The organism is Pseudomonas abietaniphila (assembly GCF_900100795.1).
Lineage (GTDB): Bacteria > Pseudomonadota > Gammaproteobacteria > Pseudomonadales > Pseudomonadaceae > Aquipseudomonas > Aquipseudomonas abietaniphila.
Map to the genome: position 1 here is coordinate 1 of NZ_FNCO01000001.1, position 15,838 is coordinate 15,838.

Annotated in this window: 13 protein-coding genes; 3 read left to right on the forward strand and 10 right to left on the reverse strand. The window is 61.4% G+C overall.

All coding sequences use genetic code 11. The features are described from left to right. The 6 genes from BLS87_RS00005 to BLS87_RS00030 form a co-directional block, all read right to left on the reverse strand. The coding region (locus tag BLS87_RS00005; protein ID WP_167362019.1) for a transposase at positions 1-323 on the reverse strand (323 nt) is incomplete at its 3' end. 872 nt (positions 324-1,195) lie between these two features. Further along, entirely contained in the window at positions 1,196-2,020 is an 825-nt protein-coding gene (gene efeO / locus BLS87_RS00010) for an iron uptake system protein EfeO (RefSeq protein WP_074749362.1), read from the reverse strand. Positions 2,021-2,047: 27 nt separating this feature from the next. Next, a complete protein-coding gene (gene efeB / locus BLS87_RS00015) occupies positions 2,048-3,364 on the reverse strand; it encodes an iron uptake transporter deferrochelatase/peroxidase subunit (protein ID WP_074749363.1) in 1,317 nt (438 codons plus the stop codon). A gap of 65 nt (positions 3,365-3,429) precedes the next feature. Further along, positions 3,430-4,641, reverse strand: a complete 1,212-nt coding sequence (gene efeO / locus BLS87_RS00020; protein ID WP_074749364.1) for an iron uptake system protein EfeO — start codon at positions 4,639-4,641, stop codon at positions 3,430-3,432. Between the two features lie 8 nt (positions 4,642-4,649). After that, positions 4,650-5,519, reverse strand: coding sequence for an iron uptake transporter permease EfeU (gene efeU / locus BLS87_RS00025; protein ID WP_074749365.1), 870 nt, complete (start codon positions 5,517-5,519; stop codon positions 4,650-4,652). Positions 5,520-5,782: 263 nt separating this feature from the next. Beyond that, entirely contained in the window at positions 5,783-6,673 is an 891-nt protein-coding gene (locus BLS87_RS00030; RefSeq protein WP_074749366.1) for a LysR family transcriptional regulator, read from the reverse strand. A 162-nt stretch (positions 6,674-6,835) separates the two neighbouring features. Here BLS87_RS00030 and BLS87_RS00035 point away from each other — a divergent pair, with 162 nt between their 5' ends. From BLS87_RS00035 to BLS87_RS00045, 3 genes are read left to right on the forward strand one after another with little or no spacing between them, the layout of a single operon-like run. Further along, positions 6,836-8,128: a CitMHS family transporter gene (locus BLS87_RS00035; RefSeq protein ID WP_074749367.1), complete on the forward strand. Its 1,293-nt coding sequence runs from the start codon at positions 6,836-6,838 to the stop codon at positions 8,126-8,128. Continuing rightward, a complete protein-coding gene (locus BLS87_RS00040) occupies positions 8,129-9,493 on the forward strand; it encodes an acyclic terpene utilization AtuA family protein (protein WP_074749368.1) in 1,365 nt (454 codons plus the stop codon). It abuts the gene before it with no gap. Next, complete coding sequence (locus BLS87_RS00045) at positions 9,490-9,810, forward strand: AtuA-related protein (protein WP_074749369.1); 321 nt, start codon at positions 9,490-9,492, stop codon at positions 9,808-9,810. Before BLS87_RS00040 ends, BLS87_RS00045 begins: the two co-directional genes overlap by 4 nt. Positions 9,811-10,522: 712 nt before the next feature. Here BLS87_RS00045 and BLS87_RS00055 read toward each other — a convergent pair. The 4 genes from BLS87_RS00055 to BLS87_RS00070 form a co-directional block, all read right to left on the reverse strand. Further along, complete coding sequence (locus BLS87_RS00055; RefSeq protein WP_074749371.1) at positions 10,523-11,266, reverse strand: DUF3142 domain-containing protein; 744 nt, start codon at positions 11,264-11,266, stop codon at positions 10,523-10,525. After that, positions 11,236-13,401 carry a PA5441 family protein gene (locus BLS87_RS00060; RefSeq protein WP_074749372.1) on the reverse strand — a complete coding sequence of 722 codons (2,166 nt, stop codon included), beginning with the start codon at positions 13,399-13,401 and terminating at the stop codon, positions 11,236-11,238. The genes BLS87_RS00055 and BLS87_RS00060 overlap by 31 nt, the downstream gene beginning before the upstream one ends. Before the next feature lie 247 nt (positions 13,402-13,648). Beyond that, the gene (locus BLS87_RS00065) at positions 13,649-14,962 is read right to left on the reverse strand and encodes a sensor histidine kinase (protein WP_074749373.1); all 1,314 of its coding nucleotides are present in this window, start codon (positions 14,960-14,962) and stop codon (positions 13,649-13,651) included. Further along, on the reverse strand, positions 14,959-15,699 hold the full coding sequence (locus tag BLS87_RS00070) for a response regulator (RefSeq protein WP_074749374.1): 741 nt from the start codon (positions 15,697-15,699) through the stop codon (positions 14,959-14,961). Before BLS87_RS00070 ends, BLS87_RS00065 begins: the two co-directional genes overlap by 4 nt. Positions 15,700-15,838: the final 139 nt, after the last annotated feature.

Sequence of the window (15,838 nt, forward strand, 5' to 3'; positions counted from 1 at the left end):
TTCAGCGCATTGATACCTCCGGCATGGTACAGCCTCTTCCATTCCCCGATGCTGTTTTGCCCGCGGATGCCAAAGAGAATGGCGGCTTGCTGGTCTGACAATCCATCCTGCTCAATGCGCTGTAGAACACTGAGTTTGAACTGGGCGTCATAGCGGCTGTACTGCTTGGCAAGGCCGGGCAGACCGTGTTGCTGATAGCTGCGCACCCAGCGCTGCAGGATGGAATGACCGATACCATTTTTGACTGCAACTCCATTGGTGCTGCTGCCGGCCAGGCATTGTTTAACCAGCTTGAGTTTGAAGGCTGGATCGTACTTCGTCATGGCTGTCCCCTCGGTTGGACTGGGTGTCCAACTTTCGGGGGTCAGTTCAAAGGCCCTGCTCCTGGTTTGGCCTCGACTTCGTCGAGGTACCTTCACTCCGGCGACGCTCCGTGGGCCCGCCGCCATCGGCCATCCATGGCCGGGGGCGGCTCTCGCGGCATCCATGCCGCTCGGCCCACTGCGCGCCGCCTGCGTTCAGCCTGCACCCAAGTCGCGTTTTGTGGTGCCTGAACTATCGCGTACAAGAGCACCGCGGGCTGGAGTTAACGCTCCTCGCATTCTTGGTTCGTCCACCATTCTCCCGAACTCCACCTCTTAGTGTAGGAGCGTGGCTTGTCCCGCGATCTGCCGGGAACCGGCAGCAAAACCTGTGCATGCGAAGTGTCAGGCATGACCGAGTCGCCTGGTTGTGCTACCGCTGCGCGGTAGATCGCGGGACAAGCCACGCTCCTACAGGATTCGCGTCATTCGATGCTTTTGATTTTGCTTTTCTAGCGCGATAGCCCATGCACCAAATGTCGCGACTTGGGTGCAGGCTGAACGCAGGCGGCGCGGAGTGGGCCGAGCGGCATGGATGCCGCGAGAGCGCCGTCAGGACAGGGATGTCCGTTCAGCGCGGGCCCACGGAGCGTCGCCGAAGTGCGGGTACCCGACGAAGTCGGGCCTAACCAGGAGCCAACCCTTGGTTACTTGGGGTCTTTTCAAGTAACTCGCCGGAGGCGAAACAGCTCTGGCGTTAGCCAGAGCCCATAGGCGTCCCCGCCGATAACGGATATACACCCAAACCCAAACCCAAACCCAAACCCACAGCCGCAAATAAAAAAGCCCGCCTGCCGATCACTCGGCAGGCGGGCTTTTCATCGCGTACAGACTCAGTTCAAACCGAGTTTGCCACGCATCTGCGACAGGTCTTCTGCCAGCGTGTTAACCGGACCGGCCAGAGCCTTGCGGTCGTTTTCCTTGACCTTGTCATAGGTCTCGTAACCGCCGTCCTTGGTCTTGTACTTGGCCAGGATCTTGTCCACGGTGGCGAAGTTCTTGTCCACCTTGCTCACGAACGCCTTGTCCGACTTCTCCAGTTGCGGCTTGAACAGGTCGACGATTTTCTTGGAACCGTCAACGTTGCCCTGGAAGTCATACAGGTCGGTGTGGCTGTAACGGTCTTCTTCACCGGACAGCTTGGTCGCGGCCACTTCTTCCATCAGTGCGGCAGCACCGCCGACCACTTTCTCGGGCGGGAAGGTCATGTCGGCAATGCGCGATTGCAGCTCTTTGACGTCTGCCAGCAGCTTGTCAGCGAAAACAGCCTGGTCCTTGGTGGTGTTCTGCGAGAACAACGCGTATTCCAGACGGTGGAAACCGGTGAAGTCGTCGGCTTTCACGCCGTTCTCGTGGTCGTCTTCACGGGAGTCGATCGAGGCGTCCAGGTCGCTGAACAGTTCGGCGATGGGCTCGATGGACTCGTAAGAAATGCGAGTGGTCGGGAACAGTTTCTTGGCCGTCGCCAGGTCGCCTTTCTTGATGGCGTCGGTGAACTTCTGGGTGTCTTCGGCCAGCTTGTCGACGTTTTCGGTGACGTAGATCTTGTAGTCCGAAACCGGGGTGACCAGGTCCAGCGGGGCGGTTGCCGCGAACACGGACAGTGGGGTCTGCAGCAAGCCAACAGTAAGCAACAACGCGAGAGACGACTTTTTCATAGAGCTCTTCCTGTGAGGTAAGGGTTGTCAGGCAGTTTTTGTTGTTCGAGCAGAGGCGGCCAGCAGCGACCGGCCAATGAAATCGTTGCTGTCCACGACGCCCGGCAGGGTGAAGAAATACCCGCCGCCGATGGGCTTGAGGTATTCCTCCAGCGGCTCGCCGTTGAGACGGGTCTGGACGGTGATGAAGCCTTTTTCCAGGTCCGACTGGTAGCAGATGAACAGCAGGCCCATGTCCAGTTGCCCGTTCTTGTTCACGCCATTGGAGTAGTTGAACGGGCGACGCAGGATCAGGTTGCGCTGGCTGTCCGGGGTGCGCGGGTTCGCCAGACGGATGTGCGCATCCAGCTTGGTAATCTTGCCTTCCGGGTCTTTCGTGTAATCCGGGACGTCGGTTTCGGTCTTGCCGTCCATCGGCGCACCCGAGGCCTTGCTCCGGCCGAAGATCGATTCCTGTTCCTGCAGCGGGGTACGGTCCCAGCGCTCGACGAAGTTACGGATGATCCGCACGGCCTGATAGCTGCCGTTGGCGGCCCAGGCCGGTTCGTCGCTGCCCGGTTGTACCCAGACCAGCTCGTTCATGGTCTTCTGGTTGTTCGAGTCGGGGTTGGCCGAGCCGTCTCGGAACCCGAGGAAGTTGCGGGCGCTTTCCGGTGGTTGGCCGGGTTTGAGCGGCGCCTGGGCCGGTACGGTGCCTTCTTGCTTCCAGCGGACCAGCAGCAGGTCCGGCAGGTTCTTGACGATGTCACGCAGGGCGTGGATGTTGCTGTCCGGGGCGTTGGAGCAGAACTGAATGCTCAGGTCGCCATGGCAGCAGTCGGCTTCCAGCGCATCGTTGGGAAACCCGACCATGCGCTGCAGGCGCTTGGGTTTGACGTGTTCCAGACCGAAGCGCTCGTCGAACAGCGAATCGCCCACGGACACCGTGATGGTCAGGTTGTCGGGGGTGACGACAGGGCCGAGGATGCCGGAGTCCAGCGGCGGCAATTTCGGGTCGACCTGTGGCACGGGACCGCCGGTCATCAGGAATGCGATGCGCTCGTTCAGGGTGCGGAACAGCCGCTCCAGGTCCTCGCGATCCTGCGCCAGCACATCGAAAGAGACCATCATCCCGGCCGTCGGGCGCGGGGTGACGATGCCGGTCTGATGCACGCCATGGAATGCGTTGTGGTCTTGGGTCTTTTCGCTCTTCGGGGCTTCGGTTACTTGCGCCGGCGCGGTGGCGGCCAGCGCATTACCGGTCAGGCTGGCGCCAGCGATGGCCGCGCCGGCAGCACCCAGGCCCATCAGGACACGGCGGCGTTCAACGGAAACAGGGGCGTTGGATGAATCGGAGTCTTTCATGTGAATGCTTACTTCGTTCTGGTTTCAGGGCCGGGCGGGCGCATTGGGCACCCGCCAGGGCACGCTTACAGGCCGGTGAGGCCCAGGGCCGGATCGATTCCTTCGAGTGCATCGGCCAGCGCCTTGGCCTTGTCTGCGATGTGTTTTCGTTGTTCGGTACTGACCTGGTCGTACGGCGTGAAGCCGTTGTCGGTCTTGAGCATCAGCAATTGGTCATCCAGCGCGGTGGTCGCATCGTCGATCTTCTTCAGCACCTCGCCCGAGGTCTTGGCCAGAAGAGGGCGCAGCAGTTCGATGACTTTGCGGGTGCCTTCCAGGTTGGCGGCGAAACCGTTGACGTCCAGGTGGCTGTAGCGCTCTTCCTCGCCATTGCTGCGGATGTCGGCCAGGCTGCGCATGTTGCGCACGACCATGCTCGCCAGTTGCTCAGGGGCGATGCTCTGGGCCAGTAGTTGTTCTTTCAGGGACGCGATGTCGGCCTGCAGTTTCTGCACGACCGGCGCCAGGCCTTCGACAGACTTCTGCGAGAACAGACCGAACTCGATGCGATGGAACCCGCTGAAGCCCGGATCCTGTTCGCGCTTCTCGAAGTAATCGGCACGGGCGTTGATCGCGTTGTCCAGTTCAGCCAGACGCTGAGCGGCCGGGGCGATGCGCTGATAGGCTGCGCGCGCTGGCGCATAGGCTTGCTGCGCCGCGGCCAGGTCGCCGCTTTCGATGGCTTGCTGCAGATCGTTCACCGCGCGGATTAACGCACTGCTCCTGGTGCTCAGGTAGACCCGGTATTCCGACAACGGGCCGATGAACGCGACCATCGAAGGCCGTGCCTTGGCGGCAGCGTCGGATTCAGCGGTTGCGGTCACGTGCAGGGTGCCGCGCGGGTTGCTGAGCAGTCCGCAGGTGATCGCGTAATCACCCGGTTGCAGGTTGGCGTTGATGATCTGGCTCAGACCGGGGGCGATGTTCTCGCGCTCTTCGATCACCAGCACGCCGTCCAGGATTTCCCATTCGACCGCACGCTCCGAGGCGTTGACGATGCGGAAGGCATTCTTCCCGGCAGGCACCGTGATCGCGTTCGGCTCACAGCTTTTGGGGTGGATGGTCACCACGGTCTCGGCGCTGTTGTTGGCCTGGCGTTTTTTTTGCGCCTGTTGAGAGGCGTAGTAAAACATCGCACCGGCGCCGATCATCAGGATCACCGATCCGGCGACGGCCATTCGCAGTGCGCGAGGAGGCTTGGCTTGCTGGGGAGGAAGCCCGGAGGGACTGCTGGTCATGGAAGCCCTTATTTATTCGTAACTGAAGAAGAGTGGCCGTGTGCGTGCGCAGGTCGCGTGGGAAGACTCACCACGCGAGGCTGCGGCAGGAAGAACAACACCAGCGCGAAGATCAGGTAGGCGACGTACACGGTCAGCACGCTGACGGTCGGTGCATCCTGATAACCGAACATGCCGGCGAGCACCGAGCCGGTCGGGCCGTCCATCGGCAGGATGGCGCTGATGTCGAAAACCACGGTCTGGAAGTGGTTCCAGAGGCCGGCCTCATGCAGGGCCTGAACCGAGTTGGCCAGAATGCCCGCCGCGACCACCAGGATGAACAAGCCGGTCCAGCGGAAGAAGCGCCCGAGATTCAAGCGCATGCTGCCTTTGTAGATGGCAAAGCCGATGCCCACGGCAATGATCAGGCCGAGGAGGGCACCAATCGGCGCGCTGGCGCCTTCGCTTTGCTGGAATATCGCCAGCAGAAAGAACACGGTTTCCAGACCTTCGCGAGCAACCGCGAAGAACACCATGCCGATCAGGGCATACGTCTGGTTTTTTGAGCCGGCGAGGGCGGCGTCCAGTGATTCGTGCAGCTCATGCTTGATGGAGCGCGCCACTTTGCGCATCCAGAACACCATGGAGCTGAGGATGATCACCGCCAGCAGTCCGACCAGGCCTTCGAACAGTTCCTGTTGCTTCTGCGGGAATTCGGCACTGACCAGTTCCAGGCCACCACCGACGAACAGTGCGAGCGCGGCGGCGAGGAAAACCCCGATCCAGACGGCGGGCATCCACTCGCCACGGCCGGTTTGACGGAGGTAGCTGGCAATGATGCCAACGATAAGCGCGGCTTCAATCCCTTCGCGCAGCATGATCAAAAAAGGAACGAGCATTTATCACCGGTACAAATCTGATAGGGTGTGAGCCGTGAACGCTTCGGTAAGTCATTCGCATTCAGGCATGTGTAACATAATGATACTCATTATTGAATGAGCATACTTGTTTTTTTGCTTTTCCCCGGTTTTGTGCAGGTGTTCAGCTGGCGTTCAGCTACTGCGTTTCACAGGACCTGTGTAGGAGCGCGCTTGCCCGCGATTGCGGTGTGTCAATCAATAAAGAGGTGACAGGGCGGACGCCATCGGGGCAAGCGCTACTACTAGGGTTGCGTCGACATGCCGGCTTTCATCATCTCGATGAAGCGTGCGGCCGCAGGACTCAATCCAGTCCCCGCGCGCGTGATCACGCCGATCTCTCGATTCACCCCCGCATGTTCGACGCGCACCTGAACCAGGTCGCCACGGCCTTCGTCGGCCGATTCCGGTAACAGCGTCATACCCAACCCCTGACGCACCAACGCCATGACCGTCGACATGTAGTTCGCTTCCAGGCCCGGCGTCAGCATCAGCCCTTGCTCTGAAAACAACTGTTCAACCCGTTCGCGCACGCTGCTGTCCCGGCCTGTGAGGATGATCGGCTCGCCGGCCAGTTCCGACAGGGTGATCGATGAGCGTTTGGCGAGCGCATGGCGAGCCGGGACGAACAGACTCAGGCGATCCATCATCACTACCTGAAAATTCAGCCCGTGGTTCATTCGCGCACGAACGCCCACGCCAAAATCCACCTCCCCGTCACGCACCAGCGTGTCGATGCGTTGCGCCACGACATCGCGCAGGCGCACTTCGACGCCGGGGAATTGTTCACGGAAGGTTTTAAGGATCGGCGGCAGCGCCCCGGCGCACAGCGAGGGCAGGGCGGCGATGGTCACCACGCCTCGGCGCAACGCGACCAGATCCCGTGAGCCGCTGACGATGTTGTCCAGGTCCAGTAGCAGTTTTTCCATGGGGCCACGGTTGTTCTGCCCGGCGGAGGTGAGGCTGACCTGACGCGGGCTGCGTTCGAGCAGCGTGACGCCGAGCCATTCCTCCAACTGCTGGATTTGCACGGTCAGGGCCGAGGGCGACAGGTTCAGCTCAAGGGCCGCTTTGGCAAAGCTGCCGCTGTTGGCCACGGCGAGAAAGGCGCGGATGTGCTGGATGGCGTTCTTCATCATGAATTCCCGTTGGCAGCTGTTGGATCAGCGTTCGTATTTTCAGAACGTAAGGCCCTGAACATTTCAATTTACAAAGCTTACCCCCGTTTCGATACTCGCTGAAAACAACAACAGCTCGTCCCGCCGCCTGCCGGTGAGGGATGACGAAAGGATCACGCCATGCTCGCCACTCTGGGTGTCATCACCATTCTCTGTTTGCTCGCCGCTGTCATGAGCAAACGTCTCTCGCCTCTGGTTGCGCTGATTGCCTTGCCGATCATCGCGGCATTGATCGGTGGTTTCGGTCTGCAAACCAGCGGTTTCATCATCACCGGTATCAAGAACGTCGCGCCCGTGGTTGGCATGTTCGTGTTTGCCATCCTGTTTTTCGGAGTGATGACCGACGCCGGCATGCTCGACCCGATCATCGACCGCATCCTGCGCACGGTGGGCACACGTCCGACACGTATTGTTGTGGGCACCGCGCTGCTCGCCTTGCTGGTGCACCTGGACGGGTCGGGCGCCGTGACCTTTCTGGTGACCATCCCGGCAATGTTGCCGCTGTACACGCGGCTGGGCATTGATCGGCGAATTCTGGCGTGCGTCGCCGCGATGGCGGCGGGGGTCAACTTCCTGCCATGGACCGGCCCGGTGCTGCGCTCTTCCGCCGCCCTGCATGTGCCGGTGGCCGACCTGTTCCAGCCGTTGATTCCGGTGCAGATCGTCGGTCTGGCGTTCGTGTTCATCTGTGCCTGGTGGTTGGGGCGTCGTGAAGAAAAACGCCTCGGGCTGGGCGCCGGTGCGAAGGTCGATGTGGTGCCGGAGCGGACGCTGACCGAGCAGGAAGAGGTGCTGCGCCGCCCACGCCTGTTCTGGCTCAACCTGTTGCTGACGATCGTGGTCATGGCGGTGATGATCGCCGGCTGGGTCGATCCCGTGGTGATGTTCATGGTCGGCACGGTGTTGGCGCTGTGCATCAACTACCCGAATGTGGACGCGCAACGCGCGCGTATCGATGCCCATGCCAAAACGGCGTTGACCATGGCCAGCATTCTTCTGGCAGCGGGCGTATTCACCGGCATCATGCAAGGCACCGGCATGCTCAAGGCCATGGCCGAGGTGGCAGTGGCGCAGATTCCGGCGGGTCACGGCAAGCTGATCCCTATGGTGGTTGGCTTCCTGTCCATGCCGTTGAGTTTGTTGTTCGACCCGGACTCCTTCTATTTCGGCGTGATGCCGGTGATCGCCGAGGTCGGACGCGCGCTGGGTGTCGACCCCTTGCAGGTGGCGCAAGCGTCCTTGCTGGGCGTCCACACCACCGGGTTCCCGGTCAGCCCGCTGACCCCCGCGACCTTTCTGTTGGTCGGGTTGTGCAAGGTCGAACTGGCCGATCATCAACGCTTCACCATCCCTTTTCTGTTCGGCGCATCGGTGCTGATGACCCTGACCGCATTGCTGCTGGGAGTGTTCTGAATGACAACCTTACGTATCGGCTCGGGCGCCGGGTATTCCGGTGACCGCATCGAGCCGGCGGTGGAACTGGCCGATAAGGGCGATCTGGATTTTCTGGTGTTCGAGTGCCTCGCCGAACGCACCATAGCCCTTGCGCAACAGGCTCGACTGGCTGACCCCGACGCCGGGTTCGACCCGTTGCTCAGTGAGCGCATGCGCCGCGTGCTGCCGTTCGTGGCCCGAGGGCGTGAAATCGGGCAGCGACGTTTGCGCATCATCAGCAACATGGGCGCAGCCAATCCCTTGTCGGCGGCGCAGGAAGTGCGGCGCGTCGCGGCCGAGCTGGGCCTGCACGGGCTAAAGGTCGCTGCACTGACCGGCGATGACGTGCTGGCAGCGTTGCACGCCGACCCTCAGGCGTTGCTGGACAACGGCGCGACGGTGGCGTCGTTGGGGGATAGGCTGATTTCCGCCAACGCCTATTTGGGGGCAGAAGGCATTGTCGAGGCGTTGAATGCCGACGCTGATGTGGTGATCACCGGCCGCGTGGCGGACCCTTCACTGTTTCTCGCGCCACAACTGTTCACCTTTGGCTGGGCTCAGGATGACTGGACGCGCATCGGACGTGGCACCCTGATCGGGCATTTGCTGGAATGCGCCGGGCAGATCACCGGCGGTTACTTTGCCGATCCGGGGGTGAAGGATGTGCCGGACCTCGCCCGATTGGGTTTTCCGCTGGCCGAAGTGGACGCCGAGGGCCGCGCGGTGATCAGCAAGGTCGCAGGCTCCGGCGGAAGAATCGACCCCGCCACCTGCACCGAGCAGATGATTTACGAAGTGCACGATCCCAAGGCGTATCTGACACCGGACGTGACCGCCGACTTTTCAAACGTCTCGTTCACGGCCGTAGGGACGAACCAGGTCCGTGCCGACGGCGCAGAGGGTCGCGCGCGCCCCGACACGCTGAAGGTATCGGTTGGCTACCTCGATGGCTGGATCGGCGAGGGGCAGATGTCCTATGGCGGGCCGGGTGCATTGGCGCGAGCACGACTGGCGCGTGAAGTCGTCCTGGAACGCTTGAAGCTGACCGGCGTGGTTGTCGATGAAGTCCGCGCGGAACTGATCGGTGTGGATTCATTGCATGGGGCAACATTGGGTTCGCGCACCGCGGCTGAACCGTGGGAAGTGCGTTTGCGCGTAGCGGCCCGGTGCGCCGACAAATCCGACGCCATACGCATCGGCAACGAAGTCGAAACCCTCTACACCAACGGCCCGTATGGCGGTGGCGGTGCGACCAAGGGCGTACGGCAGGTGGTGGCGGTGGCGTCCTTGTTGCTGCCCCGTGATGCGGTCAAACCCCACGTTCATCTGGAGGACGCCTCGTGAGCACGATCAAACTGCGCGAACTCGCGCATTCGCGGACCGGAGACAAGGGCGATACGTCGAACATCTCGGTGATTGCCTTCAAGCCCGAAGACTACCGGCGTCTGGTTCAACAACTGACGGTGGAACGCGTCACGGCGCACTTTGCTGAACTGCTCGACTCAGCAGCAGGACCGGTGCGGCGCTATGAATTGCCCAACGTACAGGCCCTGAATTTCGTGCTGCCCGGCATCCTCAAAGGCGGCGTCACCCGCTCGTTGGCGCAGGATGCGCACGGCAAGGCATTAGGCGCGGCATTGCTGGATATCGAGATCGAATAGAGGGAGGCCTGCAAGCGCGATCTGCATTAGATTGTGGCCGGGGGCCGTGGGAGATTTCATGGTTGTCACACCCGTGCTGTCCGTCCGTTTCTTTAGGGTCGCAAAGCCTGACAGCATGCGCCACCTCCTGGATGACGCAGAGCGTCATGGACTGTGTTACCACGCGGAGCGTGGGAACCATCAGCTTGCTCGCGATGGGATAAAGCCAGTTTCCTCAAAGGTGAATGACACACTGCATTCGTCAGCAAGCTAACTCCCACAGGTTTTGTGTTCAGCCGGCAGTTTATGTGGCGAGCCTGCGAAAGCGCAGGGCGCGCTTCGCTTTTGATCTTGATCTGATCTTGATCTTCATACCGCAGCAGTCCAGACACCACAAAACGCGACTTGGGTGCAGGCTGAACGCAGGCGATGCGGAGTGGGCCGAGCGGCATGGATGCCGCGAGAGCCGCCCCCGGCCATGGATGGCCGATGGCGGCGGGCCCACGGAGCGTCGCCGAAGTGAAGGAACCCGACGAAGTCGGGCCCAACCAGGAGCATAGGACCCTTGGTTACTTGGGGATGGTCCGGCATTCCGGTTTTCAAGTAACCCGCCGAAGGCGGAACAGTTTGGCCGTTAGGACAAACCAAACCCTCAGCGTCACGCCAAATAGTTGAAATGCACACCCTACAAGCAGCTTGCTCCTACGCCCTCCGGCCAGAAGCGAAATTGCGCTCAATCCTGATTACGCAAAAACACCACATACCCCCGAAACCACGGGCTGTCTTTCAGAGAGTCCGGCGCCGTCCACGTGCCACCCTGAATCAAGCCGACCTTGAACGGCAGGCCCAGCCTGCCCATGCGCGGCAGGTACGCGGCATAGTCAGGGATGCTATGGCGGCCCTGATAGGTCTGCACCACCACTTCATCCACCACGCCTTTGAGTTGGCTGATGGCCTGCGGGTCGGCGTTGCTGCTCCAGTCCATCAGGCCCGTGATGCTGAGCTTCAGTGAGGCAGGCAGGCGCGACCTCAGGTCTTTGAGAAACATCACGTAGTCCTGCAGGTAACGGGTTCGCGCATCGAAGTCGATCTGAATCCCGGTCACCGCATTTCCCGCCTGCTGCCAACGCTCGACCTGGCCAAACACCTGTCGGTAAACCGTCTCGGGCCAGCGCAAGGTGTGGGCGCGGTAGACGATCCACAGCGCTGGCTGCGGCAGGCGTGTCACGCTCATGCCTTGGGCGATCAGTACGGGATTATGGCGGTCGGTGCGGGGGGTGCTGATCTGGCCTTGCAGCACATAGAGCGTCTTGGCCTGATGCAGGACCGGCTGACTGGTCACGCCGCTCCACAGCCAGAACGCTTCGTAGTCTCGTGCCTCCACGGCGGCCGATGCCGACGGGCTGCCCAACAGTCCAATCAGTGCGAACAACAGTGCCTGAAGCCTCACCAGTAGTACTGCAACGACTTGCCCCACGGGGTGCCGCCATAGGCGGTTTTCAGTTGTTTGAACCATGCCTTGCGCACCGACTGGGCGACGTCTTTGCCGCCGCAGCTGTTGTAGCCCGAAGGCCCGTAGCAGTTGATCGCGCGGAAGAGGGCGTAGGCCTTGTCGTCACGTCCGGCCGTGGTGTCGGCGATGACCGTTTGATAACCGTTGAGACGGGAGAACACGTCGCCCTTGAAACCCGACTCGCCGCTGCCCAACTGACCGCTGCCCGGTCGCTGGTCCAGCGGCATGCTGTCCAGACCATTGCGCAAAACGAACTCGCCCAGGCAATTCAGGCCTTTGGGGTCTTTGTCGTTGGCTTGCAGCAGGGCCGCTGTGTCGCCGATGCTCGGGCAGGCGTAGTTCGATTCGGCCTTGTCGCCGTTCCAGCGGAACAACTGCAAGGTCTGCCCGGTGCCGTAGACATAGCCCAGGCTGGTTCCCAGTTGCTCTTCGCCGGACTTCTCGGGCAGTGCTTTGAAATCATCGGCGAAGGCTGCGTACTGACCGTGCAGCAGGTCTTTATAAAGCAGCACGAATCGCGCGGTGTTCTTCTCCGTGTCGCTGATGCCTTGGGTGATCTGTTGACGCAGCAAAGGCGCGCCCGCCACCTTGCCCAGCAGGATCAGCCGCACTTGGGCCGACTGGATCGGCGAATCGGTAGCGAATACCTGTTCAAGCTGACCGCTGCGCTCGTGGTTCATGGCCAGCGCCAGTTCCAACTGCTCACGTTGCAGTGGCTGTCTCACCAGTGGCAGCATTTTCAGCCACAGGCTTTGAGCCCCAGGCAGATCGTTGCTCGCCTCGAGTGCCAGGGCACGCAAGGTGTGCTGGCTGAACGCGAAATAGTCGAGCGCAGCGGGAACGTCCTTCGGCAGCCGCTTCAGGGCTTCTTCCGGCTTCTGATCAACATAGAAGGCATACACCGCCTGCAAGTAGTCGAACATGGCCGGTTGATCGGCGAACAGCGCTTTTTGCGCCGCCAGTTTCTCGCGGGTCAGTTTCGGCTGAGCGTCCTTGCGCATCTGCATCAGGTCGCTGACGGCGGTCATCAAGGCGGACGGCGTTGCGTCAGCGATGTTTATCAGCAGTTTGTTGTCGGTCTCCTGGATCAACGCGTCGATCGGCAGGTTGCGTTGCGAGTCGTCCGCCTGGGTCATTTGCCAGGTGTAATCGTCGGCCAGTTTATCGGTGTCCCCGGACAGCCAGTGCACCCGGCGCATCAACCCCTTGGCCGACAACGCGTAAATGCCTTGCGGGTAAGCCGCGAGGTACTGGTCGAAGGCTTCCCCGACCTTGGCGTAAGGCGCTGTGTCGAGGGTGTCCTTGCGGGTGCCGTACTCATCGAATGCGTCCTGCTGCGCCGCGTTGAGGCGGGTGCGGGCGACCATGTAAAACGACACCTCCTTAAGCCACGGCTGCGCGTTATCGTTGAGGCTGGCAAAGCCGTTTTCGGCTTCGTTGAATCGGCCGCTGTAAAAGTCCGAGGCTGCTTGCAGGTAGGTCACAAACGCCTTGCCTTCGACAGACTGAACATCGGTCGGCAGCAGGCTTGCCTGTTTTGCTGCGTCCCAGGTGCAGCCATCGAGCAGTTGCAGACGACTGCGTGCCAGCAATTGACGTTCTGAATCAGACAGCGACGGTGTGTCGACCAGTTGCCCGATAAACACCGCTGCGCTGTCGTCGCGATTACTGCGGCAACGGCTGCCTTCCCCTTGCAGGAACGCCTGCCCGGCGCTGTCCGTGCTGTCGCGCTTGATGCCGAGCTTTTCCAGCAGGCCGTTCAAGGCGGCCGCGCCGGACTCTTCACTGTCGTCTCCCTCGATCTGCGCAGTGTCGAGGCGCGCCACCGCAAACGGCACCGGGCCATACCCCTCTGACAGCTCGTCCTCGGTCAGCGCATTGGGCTTGAGTTCCACCGCTTTGCGGTCCGCCAGCAGCAGGCGCAGGTTGACCCGGCTGTCGTTACCAGGATTGAGAAAGGCCAGGTTGTTGCAGACGTCCAGCGAGTCACGCAGCAGCGACCAGGCGGGGTAGCAGGAATCGTCACCGCTGGCCTGCGCCTGACCGCAGAGGGACGCGCCAATCATCAATGCAAGAGGGGTCAGAACGCGCATACGCATGAACAATCCTTGATTTCGCTACGTAGAGAGGGTGGGGCGAGGGCGGATGATACAGGGTGTTTCGGAAAACCGGATTGATGGCAGTTTGCTTATTTGTTTGAGGTTCGTGCCACGTTAGAGCCTCTTGGAGTGGCGTTTGATATCCGCGCTTCGTGCAGGAACGGCTTGCCTGAGATTGCAGTGCGTCAGTGAAGCAGATGTCACAGACAGAATGCATTCGCGGGCAAGCGCGCTTCTACAGAGCCTGTCAACCCACCTTCTTAGGCAAGCGCAGTTCGGCGCACAACCCACCGCCGTCCCGGTTGGACAGGCTCAAGGTGCCGCCCAGCGCCGAGGCGAGTTGCTGGGAAATCGCCAGGCCCAATCCCGTGCCGCCGGTATCACGGTTACGCGAACTCTCGACGCGATAGAACGGCTTGAGCACTTCCAGCAGCTCGGCCTCGGCAATGCCGGGTCCGCGGTCCAGGACCTGGATCGACAAGCCCTGGTCACCGAGGGTCTGCACCTTGATCTCGGCTGCGCCGGCGAATTTCAGCGCGTTGTCGGTGAGGTTCACCAAGACCCTGCGCAAGGCATGGGGACGGGTATCGATCACACCGCCGGTCTTTCCGCACAGCTGGACCTGCTTGTTCATGTCCTGATAGTCGAACGTCAGGCTGTCGAGGAACGAGTCCAGGTCCACACGTCGAACGGCTTCGGTGGAGGTGTCCATGCTGCGCGCATAGGCCACGCCTTCCTGAACCAGGTGCTGCATTTCACTCAGGTCGCTCCACAGCTTGTCTTTCTCGACGCCTTCATCCATGAACTCGGCGCGCAGCTTCATGCGGGTGATCGGGGTCTGCAGGTCGTGGGAAATGGCCGCCAACAATTGCATGCGCTCTTTGACGTAGGTCGCGATGCGTTGCTGCATGGTGTTGAACGCCACCGCCGCGAAGGCCACTTCGGTCGGGCCGCTTTCGTCCAGGCGGGTGCCTTCGCCGTTCGGGTCCAGGTTATCGACGGCCTCGGACAGGCGCGTCAGCGGGCGAATCGCGGTTCTCACGGCCAGCCAGGTGCAGGTGAACAGAAGCACCAATTGCACGATCAGCAGCAGGGGCAGCCAAGGCGACAACGGCATGATCGAGGGGCGAACGTCGATCGTCAGCGGGGAGCCGTCGCTGAGCGTCAGGTGCGCCTGATAGTGTGGGCGAATATCCGGCACGTCCTGAAAGCGCAAGGTGTATTCGCGGCCGAGCGTGGCCTGCATCGAGCGCACCGAGACCGGCGAATGACTCATGTCCATCGCCGTGCCCGGCTGACCGGTGCCGAGGATGTAACGATAATTGGCGTGTTCGAAGCGCGGTAGCCAGGCTTCACGCTCATTGGCGGGCAAACGTTCCAGTACGGCAACGGTGGTGGTCAGGTCCTGCTCCAGGTTACCCAGCATCAGGGTCATCGCGCTCTGATAACGCTCGTAGAACTGCAACCCGAACGACAAGCCGTGAGCCAGCACCAGGCTGATCAGAAAGATCAGCGACAGCCGGGATGCCAGGGTCCGCGGCCATCCGAACGTCAGCTTCATGCCTCGTCCCCGAGGATTTCGACGGCGTAGGTGAAGACATAACCTTCACTGCGCACGGTCTTGATGTAGGCCGGATCCCGCGCATCGTCTTGCAGGCGCTGGCGCAGGCGGCTGACCAGCAGGTCGATGGAGCGGTCGAACAGGTCGGCGTCACGGCCCTGGGTCAGGTTCAACAGTTGATCGCGGCTCAGCACCCGTTGCGGGTGATCGAGGAAGGTGCGCAGCAGGCGGTATTCGGCGCCGCTGAGGGTGACCACGGTGCCTTGGGCATCCAGCAGGTGACGGGCGGTGGTGTCCAGTTTCCATTTGCCGAACGCCAACAGACGACCGCTCTCGCTGACGATCAGGTTGGGTGGCAGCATCCGGGTACGGCGTAGCACGGAGTTGATGCGCGCCAGCAACTCACGGGCGGCGAAGGGCTTGACCAGGTAATCGTCGGCGCCCATTTCCAGGCCGATGATGCGGTCGGTTTCGTCGCTGCGGGCCGTGAGCATCAATACGGGGGTGGTCTTGTGCTTGCCCGCGCGCAGTTCGCGGCACAGCAGCAGGCCGTCGTCGCCGGGCATCATGATGTCCAGCACGATCAGGTCCACGGGGGTCGACTCCAGGAACGAGCGCATCTGGCGGCCGTCGGCGACCACCGTGGTGCGCAATCCGTTCTTCTTCAGGTAGTTGCCCACCAGCTCCCGAATTTCGCGATCGTCGTCGACAATCAGAATGTGGTCTACGTGCTCCATTGCCTCAGCTCCCCGTTTTCATTGACGTGTGGCGCATCTTACCCAGCTGCGCAGGGCTTGCCTGCCGCCCTTTGTATTGCACTGTATCTGATCCTGCGACGAATACATCCGGATGCAAAAAGCGCATTTTTCAATGCGA